This is a genomic window from Bacillus sp. 7894-2, assembly GCF_002272225.1.
In the GTDB taxonomy this organism is placed as follows: Bacteria; Bacillota; Bacilli; order Bacillales; family Cytobacillaceae; genus Cytobacillus.
The window spans coordinates 1-11907 of the sequence record NZ_NPDG01000079.1; the positions used below are offsets into that span (position 1 = coordinate 1).

The window sequence follows — 11907 nt, forward strand, 5'->3', positions numbered from 1 at the left end:
AGCTAGACAATTATCTAAATTAAGAAATTTATAGATTTTTATTCCTAAAAGCGTCCACCAGGGTATCCCTGATGGACGCTTTTGATTAGCCTTTAAGAGGCTGCAAGTCTTTATCTAACAAGTATTCTTTTTCAAAGGAGTATTTTTTCTCCACATATACCTGATGCCAAACCATGAACATCAGAACTGTCCAGATTTTGCGGCTGTTGTCCGCTTTATCCTGACAATGATCTTCAAGCAGCTGCAATACATAGTCCTTATTAATCAGGTGATCTGTATTGCTTTCACGGATGATATTTTTCGCCCACTCATTCATCTCGTCCTTCAGCCAATGGCGGATTGGCACAGGGAATCCAAGCTTTTTGCGGTTCAGTACATGATCCGGAACGACTCCCTCGGCAGCTTTGCGAAGAATATATTTCGTGGTGCCATTTGCTGTTTTCAGGCTGGTCGGAATTTTGGAAGCCACTTCAAACACTTCTTTATCAAGGAAAGGAACACGAAGCTCGAGAGAATGAGCCATCGTCATTTTGTCCGCTTTTAATAAAATATCTCCTCGCATCCAGGTATGAATGTCGATATACTGCATGCGGTCAACCGGATCATAGCCGCGGCTTTCTTCATATAAAGGTTTCGTGATATCCGTATAATTTAAGCTGTCTTTATAGACATGAAGCAGATTGCGCTTCTCTTGCTCTGTAAACATTTTTGCGTTTCCGATGTAGCGCTCTTCCATTGGCGTGACACCGCGTTCGATAAAGCTTTTACCCTTCATTCCCTCTGGCATCATGCTTGCAATCAAGCGAAGAAGCTTTTTGCCGATGGCAGGAATTTTATTGAAGACCTCCAGGGATTGTGGTTCACGGTAAATATTATAGCCGCCAAACAGCTCATCGGCTCCTTCACCTGAAAGTACAACCGTTACATGCTTGCGTGCTTCTCTTGCCACAAAATAAAGAGGCACACATGCCGGGTCGGCAAGCGGATCGTCCATATGCCACATGATTCTCGGAATTTCATTCATGTATTCCTCAGGAGTAATGATATAGCTGATGTTTTCGACACCCAGCTTTTCCGCTGTTTCTTTCGCTACATCCACCTCACTGAAGCCATTGCGCTCAAAACCGACAGAGAATGTTTTAATAGCAGGATGGAATTCCTTCGCAATCGACGCAATGATGGAAGAATCAATTCCGCCTGAAAGGAAAGAACCTACAGGAACATCGGCACGCATATGCATTTTGACCGAGTCGAATAACACATCTCTGATTTCTTTTGTAAAATCAGCTTCTGATTTCTGCACAGGGTGGAAAGCAGCTTTCCAATAGCGCTTAATATCCATCGGAGCACCGATTTTTTTAGTAAAATAATGGCCTGGCTCCAGCTTGTTGATTCCCTCTGACATCGTGTTTGGCTCAGGCACAAACTGATAGGTCAGATAATGCTGCAGGGAGTCATAGTTTAATACATCATTCTGAAGGGCCAATAGAATGCTTTTCTTCTCTGATCCAAAGAACGTTTGGTCTCCCTTATCGTAATAAAAGAAAGGTTTAATCCCAAATTGATCTCTGGCTCCATATAAAGACTGCTCCTGTTTATCCCAAATGACAAACGCAAACATACCCCGCAATTTTTCAACAGCTTTTTCTTTCATATGGCTGTAAAGGGCAATGATGACTTCTGTATCTGAGCTTGTTTCGAAGCTTAAGCCCGCTTTGAGAAGTTCTTCACGAAGTTCCACATAATTATAGATTTCACCATTAAAGATAATCCAATAACGTTCATTCTCGTAAGTCAGCGGCTGGTGTCCGCTTTCAATATCAATAATGCTCAGCCGGCGGAAGCCAAATTGAATATGATCATCAAAATAGTATCCTGAGTCATCCGGACCCCGGTGTGTAATGATATCATTCATATTTTGAAATTGTTCTTTATCTGCGTCACGGTAATTTTGTGCCTTTTCATGTACACAACCAATAAAACCACACATTATGTACGTCACCTACTCCATTCTATTCTCAATATTTAGATATAGCCTAACGGCTCTTTGTCTTAGAAAACATACCCTATAATACTACCACTAATCGCTAATAATTAGCACGCAGAATATAAAATGTTTCTGTACGGAAAATTAAGCCATTATCCGAAGGTTTATACGTTACCATAAAATGATAAACGACTATAGAGCATAAAGACCGAAAAGCGAATAACACCCTATATGTATTATGACGCAAAAAAGAAAGCGGGAGTTACACAGTAAATGCAACTCCCGCTTTTTAAATTTACTATTGCGCTTCAGAACGAAGAATTTCTGCCTTGTCAGTACGCTCCCAAGGAAGGTCAACATCTGTACGTCCGAAATGTCCGTAAGCAGCTGTCTGCTTGTAAATTGGGCGGCGAAGGCCGAGCATGTTGATAATTCCTGCAGGACGAAGATCAAAATGCTTTCTTACCAGATCAACTAAAACATCTTCATCCACTTTGCCTGTTCCAAATGTATCAACAGAAATCGATACAGGCTGTGCCACACCAATCGCATAAGCAAGCTGAACTTCAACTTTATCTGCCAATCCGGCTGCTACAAGATTCTTCGCTACATAACGTGCAGCATAAGCAGCAGAGCGGTCAACCTTTGTAGGATCCTTTCCGGAGAACGCGCCGCCGCCATGGCGTGCATATCCGCCGTAAGTATCAACAATGATTTTGCGTCCAGTCAGACCAGCATCCCCTTGAGGTCCGCCGATAACAAAACGTCCAGTCGGGTTGATGAAGTACTTAGTATTCTCATCGATTAGTTCTTTCGGAACAACCGGGTTAATAACATGTTCCTTCAGGTTGCGCTGGATTTGCTCCAGGCTGATTTCAGGGTGATGCTGAGTAGAAATAACGATTGTGTCGATGCGGACAGGCTTGTCATTTTCATCATACTCAACAGTTACCTGAGTTTTTCCATCCGGACGAAGGTAAGGAAGGATTTCTTCTTTACGAACTTCAGTCAGGCGGCGGGAAATTTTATGTGCTAAAGAAATCGGAAGAGGCATAAGCTCTTTCGTTTCGTTGCAGGCAAAACCGAACATTAAGCCCTGGTCTCCTGCACCGATTGCTTCGATTTCCTGATCGCTCATTTGTCCTTCGCGTGCTTCAAGTGCCTGGTCAACACCCATTGCGATATCTGCAGACTGCTCATCAATGGAAGTTAAAACTGCACATGTTTCGGAATCGAAACCATACTTAGCACGGGTATAACCAATTTCTTTTACCGTTTCACGAACGATTTTTGGAATATCTACGTATGTAGATGTTGTGATTTCACCTGCAACTAATACAAGTCCAGTTGTTACAGAAGTCTCTGCAGCAACACGGGCATTCGCATCTTTAGCTAAAATCGCATCTAAGATTGCATCAGAAATTTGGTCACAGATTTTATCCGGATGACCTTCAGTAACTGATTCAGAAGTAAACAAACGACGTTTTGTTGACATCTGGCTTCCTCCTTATAAATAGAAAATTGAGCGAGAATAAGAAATGGGGAAGCGGAAAAATAATTTTCCCTGTCATTTCATGGATCTCTGTTTGATACGGAACTCATTCCCTTAGTAGTATGAAATAAACATGGAGTTTTTATTAGAAAAATAGACAGCGCCGGCAAGTATGCCATGTGTCCATCATTCATAAGCGTGCCAAAAACTCACATAAATAGTACATTCCAAAAGCCGTTCATTTCATTGCAAAATAAAAAACCTTCTCATTAGTGAAAAGGTTGAAAGCAAATCGATTCGCGCCTTTCACTCTTATCGTTCAAGGAATTACGTCCTTGCGTCAGGTTAGCACCTTTGCTGATTATTGCCTTTAGCAGGTTGCTGGGTTTCATAGGGCCTGTCCCTCCACCAGCTCGGGATAAGAGAGTATCCGTTCAAGGTTGAATCATACCGTATTTTATCGAACTATGTCAACAGATTTTCATTAATTTAAACTGTAAAATTACGATTTGGATAATTCAGTTTCCCCCTTACAGGGAACAGCTTCCATCATCACACTTTTTCTTTAGAAATTTATGCCTGTTTTTAGCAATCCATTTGTAGACAGGATCGCCCAGAAGTTCGGTGAAAGGTAAATATAAAAAGGTGCTGACCAAAAAGGATGCAGGAAATAGGAGCAGCAGTCTCCGTGCTGCATAGTAACCCTTTTTCACGCTGCCCGAGGGGGTAATAAGATGAAGCTCTTTGCGCAAATCTTGTCTGGAAAATGATAAAGAACCCGGCATTTTTTCATATTCCTGCAGGGAAATCCACTCCACTTTATTCAACCAATCGAGTTTTTTAAATATTCTCTTTGTTTCCTTGCATAACGAGCAAGTTTCATCATATAGGGCAATTGTTTTCATTTAAGATCAGTCCCATTGTAAAATTAACACTTTCTTCTATAATAGCATATATCGGTTATAAGGCGGCCAAAGTGGATTAGCTGTCCAATTGTGACAATTTATTAACAGAGACAAAAAAGTTTCGTAATAGTATAGACTAATCATTTCAATGTGTTATACTAATTTCGAGATGTAATCACTTTCACAAAAAAATCGGGAAAAAGGAAGGTATTCATCAGATGAACTCTGTAAGCATATCAAACGAATTGAGTGAATTATTAAATGGCAGCAACATTCAAGTGCAATTATCCGTTCCTCAGCTTGTGGAAAAAGTTTTAAACCGCAATGAAGGGTGCCTTACTTCCACTGGTGCTGTACGCGCTACTACAGGAAAGTATACAGGGCGTTCTCCTAAAGATAAATACATCGTTGAAGAAGCATCGAATAAAGATAAAATGGACTGGGGAAGCGTAAACCAGCCCATCTCTGAAGAAGCATTCTCCAATCTTTATAATAAAGTAATCAATTACTTAAAAGAAAAAGAAGAAGTATTTGTTTTCAAAGGCTTTGCAGGTGCTGATAAAAAACATCGCATGCCTATCCAGGTGATCAATGAATATGCCTGGCATAACCTTTTTGCACACCAGTTATTCATTCGCCCGGCAGAAGACGAGCTATTGGATCATCAGGCAGAGTTCACAGTCATTTCTGCTCCAAATTTCAAAGCAGACCCTGCTGTTGACGGCACAAAGTCCGAAACATTCATTATTATCTCATTCGAGCGCCGCACTGTTTTAATTGGCGGAACAGAATACGCAGGTGAAATAAAAAAGGCCATCTTCTCTGTTATGAACTATATGCTTCCAGAAAACGGAATCCTTCCAATGCACTGTTCAGCAAACGTTGGACGTGAAGGTGATGTGGCTTTATTCTTTGGCTTATCCGGCACTGGAAAAACAACCTTATCTGCAGACCCGAACCGCAAGCTGATCGGTGATGACGAGCATGGCTGGTCTGCGAATGGCGTCTTCAATATTGAGGGCGGATGCTACGCGAAATGCATCAACCTATCCCGTGAAAAAGAACCGCAAATATTTGATGCAATCCGCTTTGGAGCTGTGCTGGAAAATGTAGTGGTAAACAGCGAAACCCGGGTTGCAGATTACGATGACAGCACTTTAACAGAAAATACACGTGCGGCATACCAGCTTCAGGCCATCGATAATATCGTTGACCCAAGCATTGCCGGACATCCTAATACAATCGTATTTTTAACAGCTGACGCATTTGGCGTATTGCCTCCAATCTCCAAACTGTCAAAAGAGCAGGCAATGTACCATTTCTTAAGCGGCTATACATCCAAGCTTGCAGGAACTGAGCGCGGCATAACATCACCACAGGCAACGTTCTCTACATGCTTTGGATCACCTTTCCTTCCGCTTCCTGCAAATCGTTATGCTGAAATGCTTGGCGAGAAAATCGATGAGCATAATGCAAAAGTCTACCTTGTAAACACAGGATGGACTGGCGGAGAGTATGGAGTCGGCGAACGCATGAAGCTTGCCTACACCCGCGCTATGGTGGAAGCTGCACTAGAAGGTGAACTTAACAACGTAGAAACAATCAAGGACGAGATTTTTGGCCTGGAAATTCCTCAGCACGTGACAGGAGTGCCTGATGAAGTTCTTCAGCCAAACAAAACATGGGCAGATCAGTCTGCTTATGAAGCGAAAGCAAAAGAACTTGCTGCTAAATTCCGTGAAAACTTCAAGAAGTTTTCAAGCGTTTCATCTGACATCGAAGAAAAAGGCGGACCAATCGCCTAATAAGAAAAGCGCAAGCGCCTTGCCCACCCCCGACAAGCACAAGACGAGCCTCACAGAAAGGCGTTCTTCGCCTTTTTGGGAGGATTGGCTTGTGACCTCGAGGGGGTAGGCGCTGGAGCTAGACAGTTCTCAAAGTTAAAATTAATACTTTCTTATCATTTTAGAGAAAGAATTGCCGTTTGCGCGGCAATTCTTTTTTTGAATTAGCAGAAACACATTGAACAAAAAAACGCCGGACTCTGTCCAGGCGCGCTCTTCTAGTTTGTTGAGTTTAAGGAAACAAGCTGATAAGTTATGAGTGTCCGGCTGTTTTCCCATTCCACTTTTCGGATGACTCCCATTCCGTTCAGGTCGCCGTCAATTGTTCTTTTTACTTCGACCGGGATATCGAGGGGATATAATCTGTACCCTTCTTTGACAAGTGAAAAGTAATTCTCATCAAGTCTATTTTCCCTTCCCTTTGTCACGATCATTGTGTTCAGCTCTAAAGGCATACCCATTGGATATCTCTCCTTCATTCTTTATACTTTTCTCTATTTTACCCCAGCTTTTCTTGCTCTGAAAGCCTTTAAGCGAAAATCATCCGTCATTCATGACTTTTCATCCACGCACCCAAATCCTCTACCGTCTTCCGGTTCACGGCTGGCGGAAAGTAGTGGGTATAGTCAGGGAAATACCAGCTATCCACTTCTTTATTAAGAGCCTTCAGCCTTTTTTCGAGGCGATAGGAATGCTCCACCGAAACATTATGATCCTGTTCACCATGAATGATTAAGACAGGTGCCTGCAGCTGCTCCAGCTGAAAAAGCGGGGTGCGGTATTTATACCGTTCCGGAAACTTTACCGGAGTTCCGCCGATTACCCGTTTCATCATTCTCCGGAGATCCTTGCGCTCCACATAGGTGAGAAACATATCACTGACCCCTCCCCATGTGACAATGGAGGCTGCTTGCGGAAACTCGATTGCAGTAAGCAATGCCATCACACCGCCCCGTGAAAAACCAAAAACATGGACTCTCTTTACCCGGGCATGCTCCTGAAGAAGAGTAAACCCGGCAAACGCGTCCTGCCTGTCCTCCCCTGCAAAATCTTCGTTTCCATCTCCCCCTTGATTTCCTCTGTAAAAAGGCGCGAATACAATAAAGCCTTCACAGGCAAACTGGACAATCCGGGAAGGCCGTACCTTTCCGACATTTTTTATGCCTCCTCTCAGGTAAAGGAATCCATCATATAGCTCCTCTCCCTTTGGCTCTGCCAGCAGGCCTTTTATATGTAATCCATTTGCCTGATACGTAACAACCGATAATTCAATTGCCGGATTTGGCGAAGGAAATTTCTGTTTATTGATGATTTGGCCGTTTTTGAATTCCATGTTGTCTTCCTCCCTCTTGAGGCTTCCTTTTAGTCTGAGCTTTTAGACCTTCCTCTAAAAATAATTCCATGGGCATTCACACATTTTTTCGATTTTCATACGATATCCTAGGCTTTTAATCTGACTTTTTTAGCATAAGGGAGGTCTTATGACTTATGAAAAAATGGATGAAAACAAGCATGCTTCTTGTGTTTGCAGTGATACTGACCGTTCCATTGGCAGCCTGCGGAAAGGATGAAATGCAAACCGTCCGTATTGCTGAAGTGACACGTTCCATCTTCTATGCTCCACAGTATGTAGCCCTTGAGAAAGGTTTTTTTGAAGAAGAAGGACTTAAAGTAGAGCTTACAACAACTGCCGGCGGAGATAAAACAATGACCGCGCTTCTGTCGGATAGCGCTGATATTGCGCTTGTAGGTTCAGAAACTTCCATTTACGTTTCTGCTCAGGGCTCCAATGATCCGGTCATTAACTTTGCACAGCTTACCCAAACGGATGGAACATTCCTCGTTTCCCGCAATAAAATCGATAACTTTTCATGGGATATGCTGGAAGGCAAAACATTTCTCGGGCAGCGCAAAGGCGGCATGCCGCAGATGGCCGGCGAGTTTGTATTGAAAAAGCATGGCATTGATCCGCACCAGGATTTGGATTTAATCCAGAATATTGATTATGCCAATATTGCTCCGGCTTTCGCATCCGGCACCGGTGAATTTGTCCAGCTTTTTGAACCTACTGCTAGTGTATTTGAAAAAGAAGGCAAAGGATATATTGTTGCTTCCTTTGGAACCGAATCCGGACATATACCTTATACCACATTCATGACGAAACAAAGCTATATTGATGAAAATAAGGAAACAGTCGAGAAGTTCACAAGAGCGATTTATAAAGCACAGCAATGGGTTGAGCAGCATAGCTCGAAAGAAACGGCAGAAGCTATTCAAGGATATTTTGACAACACTGAGCTTGAAATCATTGAAATGGTAGTTGACCGCTATAAGAGCCAGGGATCTTTTGCAACAGATCCTATTCTGGATACTGAAGAATGGGCTAACCTGCAGAACATTATGGAAGAAGCAGGAGAACTCCCTAAGCGCATAGAGCATGGCACACTTGTCAACACAGAGATTGCTGAAGGGGTAATGAAGTAACTAAACGAAAGAGGAGGCCGACATGGATTTTCTGAAGGTTGATGCTGTCCACCACACTTATTTTACGAAAACCTCTGCTGTCACGGCCCTCTCCGATGTTTCGCTTGACGTGGAGGAAGGAGAATTTGTCTCCTTCCTTGGTCCAAGCGGATGCGGTAAGACGACATTGCTTTCCATCATAGCTGGCCTGCTGGAACCCACAGAGGGCACTGTCACACTTGAAGGAAAGCGGGTTGAAACAGCAGAAAATGAAATTGGGTATATGCTTCAGCAAGATTATCTTTTTCCCTGGAAGAACATTGAAGAAAATATACTGCTGGGGCTAAAAATCGGGAATAGCCTTACTCCTGACAAAAAAGCTTATGCACTGAAGCTCCTTCAGGAGATGGGACTGAAAGGTGTAGAGTCACAGTTTCCGAAGCAGCTTTCAGGGGGAATGCGCCAGCGGGTTGCCCTTGTAAGAACACTTGCAACCGGTCCAAAGCTGCTAATGCTTGATGAACCCTTTTCCGCATTGGATTATCAAACCAAACTAAAGCTTGAGGATCTGGTCTCTGACACGCTTAAATCTTTCGGAAAAACAGCCATACTGGTTACCCATGATATTGGCGAGGCAATCAGCATGAGTGATCGCGTTTTTCTATTCTCCGCAAGGCCCGGACAGCTTCATAAAACATTTGAAATACCGAAAGAATTAAGAGATGAAACCCCTTTTAACGCAAGAAATCATGAAGCATATCCAGCGATTTTTCAAACTATATGGAAGGAGCTGGAGTCCCTTGAACCCGCAGGAGAACGTTAACTTCCTCCACCAGAAGTATATCCGGTCGCTGAACCGTGAAAAGAAGTGGGTCCGCTTCTATCAGGCTGTCATCTTTATCGTGTTTTTTTCAGGGTGGGAGCTGGCAAGCCAAAAGCAATGGATTGACCCGCTGATTTTCAGTGCACCTTCTAAAGTATGGGGATTATTTTTAACCAAAATACAGGATGGCACCTTGATGGTGGATTTAGGCTACACTTTGTCTGAAACTGTATTTGGATTCATTTTGGGCACTTTTTTAGGCACATTCCTGGCAGCCATCCTCTGGTGGTCACCTATGCTTTCAAAAATAGCGGATCCCTATTTGGTTATCCTTAATTCAATGCCTAAGGTTGCTCTTGGCCCTATCCTAATCGTAGCTTTAGGCCCGAGCTTTACTTCAATCGTTGCCATGGGTGCGATTATTTCGATCATCATCACAACCATTGTCGTGTATACGGCTTTCAAAGAGGTAGACCCCAATTATATTAAAGTGCTTCAGACTTTTGGGGCATACCGATTTCAAATTTTCAGGGAAGCCATTTTGCCTGCTTCATTCCCGACCATCATTTCAACTTTAAAGGTGAATGTGGGGTTATCCTGGGTTGGGGTGATCGTCGGCGAATTCCTTGTATCCTCAAAGGGCCTTGGCTACATGATTATTTACGGCTTTCAAGTATTCAACTTCACGCTTGTTATGCTTTCATTGCTTGTAATTGCTGTTTTTGCAACAGTGATGTATCAGCTGGTTGAACTCCTGGAGAGAAAACTAATTAAGAATGGTTCATAAAAAAAACGGCAAACCGCATGCCGTTTTTATTTTTCCTTCAAAATTCTCTCGAGGCTCTTTTCAACTACTTTATCCTTCATGATGAAGCTGTACTGGCTGTTCCACCTGTCTTCAAGCAGGTTTTCCCCTGTCAATATGGGACCGTTTGTTTCAAAATAATGATTTGTATTGTTGAGACTTTTCACCTCTGAGAAAAAAATAGCTTTGACAAAATGCTCTTTACCCAGGTTAACTTCATATTCACCAATAAAATGCAGACTATTTAAGTCTGCTCCTGTTTCTTCATATACTTCTCTTCTGGCTGCCTCCTCAAGAGACTCACCCTGTTCTCTTTTACCGCCAGGAAATTCCCATCCCCTCTTTTTATGGTTCGTCAGCAGCCATTGGTCACCATAGCGGCAAATGACCAGAACATGTTCAGGCTCGGTTTCAAATGCTCTTCTATTAAAAGAAAAGCGCACTTTCCCGCCGTTTTCGTCCAAAAAGGTTTCCATGCTATTCCCTCACTCGATAAATAAATTTTGATGTTTCCATTATAAAGGTTAATCACATTTTTAAAAACTTCTGGGGCTAAAGTATCAAATTACATATTTTTGAAACTTTTTTCCTTTTTTGCCCGTAAAATTAGTTGACTAACATAAATAGAGGAGTGTATATCTTGAAAAAATCTCTCGCAATCCTTACCGGCTTCTTAATGGTTTTAATGCTGACTGCATGCAATGAAACAGCCAAACCTGTTAATGAATCAGCATCCGGCACAGAAAATGAAGAAGCAAAAAAAGAAGAAGCTTCTGAAATGACATTGGAGGGAGTTTTAAAGAAATCAACGGAGGCTTCGGAAGAGCTAAAGAGCTTCTCAGTAAAAATGGATATGAGCCAGGAAATGAGCTCTGGTGCTGAAGGGGAAAATATGAATATCGATTCTGTCATTGACATGAATGTCACAACAGAGCCGATGGCTTTTTATCAAAAAATGACTATGTCCATGGCAGAAGAATCTTATGATATTGAAAGCTATTTTACGGAAGAAGGAATGTTTCTTTATGAAGCTGCCAAACAGCAGTGGATGAAGTTCCCTAAAGAAATGTCTGATGATTTGCTTCAAATGTCCAGCCAGCAGACGAATCCTGGTGAGGAATTGAAGAAACTGCAGGAATTTGTGGACGATTTCACCTTTGAACAGGACGCAAAAAGCTATATCCTGAAATTGAAAGCCGATGGAGAAAAATTTAATGATTTCGTGAAGGAAACGGCAGCAGAAACACTCCCGCCTGAATTGGCCGCCAATGGTGAAATGCTTGATAACATGAACATCAAGGGCGTGGAATATGAAATTGTGATTGATAAAGAAACTTTTTACCCGAGCGTGCTGAATATGATTATGGACATGGAAATCACGGCTGAAGGCCAAACAATCTCCATGAAGCAGAACATGAACGGCCAATACTCAAACTATAATAAAGTTGAGGCTATTGCCGTTCCACAGGAAGTTCTTGATACAGCTGTGGAAATGGAAATGTAGAAAAGCTGAGGCGCTTGCCTCAGCTTTTCTACTATATAATTTTTAACTTAGTACTTTGAGAGCTGTCTAGCTACAGCGCCTACC

General features: G+C 42.4%; 11 protein-coding genes and 1 riboswitch. Of the genes, 5 read left to right on the forward strand and 6 right to left on the reverse strand.

What is annotated here, in order from left to right:
* Nucleotides 1–85 precede the first annotated feature (85 nt).
* From asnB to CHI10_RS11995, 3 genes are all read right to left on the reverse strand, one after another.
* Complete coding sequence (gene asnB, locus CHI10_RS11985) at nt 86–1990, reverse strand: asparagine synthase (glutamine-hydrolyzing) (protein WP_095244512.1); 1905 nt, start codon at nt 1988–1990, stop codon at nt 86–88.
* Between the two features lie 295 nt (nt 1991–2285).
* Entirely contained in the window at nt 2286–3482 is a 1197-nt protein-coding gene (metK, locus tag CHI10_RS11990) for a methionine adenosyltransferase (RefSeq protein ID WP_095244513.1), read from the reverse strand.
* Between the two features lie 306 nt (nt 3483–3788).
* Nucleotides 3789–3904: riboswitch (SAM riboswitch) on the reverse strand.
* 105 nt (nt 3905–4009) lie between these two features.
* Nucleotides 4010–4384, reverse strand: a complete 375-nt coding sequence (locus tag CHI10_RS11995) for a thiol-disulfide oxidoreductase DCC family protein (protein ID WP_095244514.1) — start codon at nt 4382–4384, stop codon at nt 4010–4012.
* A gap of 218 nt (nt 4385–4602) precedes the next feature.
* Here CHI10_RS11995 and pckA point away from each other — a divergent pair, with 218 nt between their 5' ends.
* On the forward strand, nt 4603–6189 hold the full coding sequence (gene pckA / locus CHI10_RS12000; protein ID WP_095244515.1) for a phosphoenolpyruvate carboxykinase (ATP): 1587 nt from the start codon (nt 4603–4605) through the stop codon (nt 6187–6189).
* Between the two features lie 257 nt (nt 6190–6446).
* On the opposite strand, the gene CHI10_RS12005 is transcribed toward pckA, so the two are convergent.
* Both CHI10_RS12005 and CHI10_RS12010 read right to left on the reverse strand, forming a co-directional pair.
* On the reverse strand, nt 6447–6689 hold the full coding sequence (locus tag CHI10_RS12005) for a DUF2584 domain-containing protein (RefSeq protein ID WP_095244516.1): 243 nt from the start codon (nt 6687–6689) through the stop codon (nt 6447–6449).
* A gap of 86 nt (nt 6690–6775) precedes the next feature.
* Nucleotides 6776–7561 (reverse strand): alpha/beta hydrolase family protein, encoded by a 786-nt coding sequence (locus CHI10_RS12010; protein WP_095244517.1) that lies wholly within the window; start codon nt 7559–7561, stop codon nt 6776–6778.
* 155 nt (nt 7562–7716) lie between these two features.
* Here CHI10_RS12010 and CHI10_RS12015 point away from each other — a divergent pair, with 155 nt between their 5' ends.
* From CHI10_RS12015 to CHI10_RS12025, 3 genes are read left to right on the forward strand one after another with little or no spacing between them, the layout of a single operon-like run.
* Entirely contained in the window at nt 7717–8712 is a 996-nt protein-coding gene (locus CHI10_RS12015; protein WP_095244518.1) for an ABC transporter substrate-binding protein, read from the forward strand.
* A 22-nt stretch (nt 8713–8734) separates the two neighbouring features.
* Nucleotides 8735–9514 carry an ABC transporter ATP-binding protein gene (locus CHI10_RS12020; protein WP_095244519.1) on the forward strand — a complete coding sequence of 260 codons (780 nt, stop codon included), beginning with the start codon at nt 8735–8737 and terminating at the stop codon, nt 9512–9514.
* Nucleotides 9492–10301 carry an ABC transporter permease gene (locus CHI10_RS12025; protein WP_095244520.1) on the forward strand — a complete coding sequence of 270 codons (810 nt, stop codon included), beginning with the start codon at nt 9492–9494 and terminating at the stop codon, nt 10299–10301. Before CHI10_RS12020 ends, CHI10_RS12025 begins: the two co-directional genes overlap by 23 nt.
* 26 nt (nt 10302–10327) lie before the next feature.
* Here CHI10_RS12025 and ytkD read toward each other — a convergent pair whose 3' ends face one another.
* Nucleotides 10328–10795 (reverse strand): RNA deprotection pyrophosphohydrolase, encoded by a 468-nt coding sequence (gene ytkD, locus CHI10_RS12030; RefSeq protein WP_095244521.1) that lies wholly within the window; start codon nt 10793–10795, stop codon nt 10328–10330.
* Nucleotides 10796–10950: 155 nt separating this feature from the next.
* Between ytkD and CHI10_RS12035 the strand changes: the two genes are divergently transcribed.
* Nucleotides 10951–11823, forward strand: coding sequence for a DUF6612 family protein (locus CHI10_RS12035; RefSeq protein ID WP_095244522.1), 873 nt, complete (start codon nt 10951–10953; stop codon nt 11821–11823).
* Nucleotides 11824–11907: the final 84 nt, after the last annotated feature.

Coding starts and splice junctions, on each gene's coding strand:
- pckA (WP_095244515.1), top strand. CDS start 4,603: ATGAACTCTGTAAGCATATCAAACGAATTGAGTGAATTATTAAATGGC.
- CHI10_RS12005 (WP_095244516.1), bottom strand. CDS start 6,689: ATGGGTATGCCTTTAGAGCTGAACACAATGATCGTGACAAAGGGAAGG.
- CHI10_RS12015 (WP_095244518.1), top strand. CDS start 7,717: ATGAAAAAATGGATGAAAACAAGCATGCTTCTTGTGTTTGCAGTGATA.
- CHI10_RS11995 (WP_095244514.1), bottom strand. CDS start 4,384: ATGAAAACAATTGCCCTATATGATGAAACTTGCTCGTTATGCAAGGAA.
- ytkD (WP_095244521.1), bottom strand. CDS start 10,795: ATGGAAACCTTTTTGGACGAAAACGGCGGGAAAGTGCGCTTTTCTTTT.
- asnB (WP_095244512.1), bottom strand. CDS start 1,990: ATGTGTGGTTTTATTGGTTGTGTACATGAAAAGGCACAAAATTACCGT.
- metK (WP_095244513.1), bottom strand. CDS start 3,482: ATGTCAACAAAACGTCGTTTGTTTACTTCTGAATCAGTTACTGAAGGT.
- CHI10_RS12010 (WP_095244517.1), bottom strand. CDS start 7,561: ATGGAATTCAAAAACGGCCAAATCATCAATAAACAGAAATTTCCTTCG.
- CHI10_RS12020 (WP_095244519.1), top strand. CDS start 8,735: ATGGATTTTCTGAAGGTTGATGCTGTCCACCACACTTATTTTACGAAA.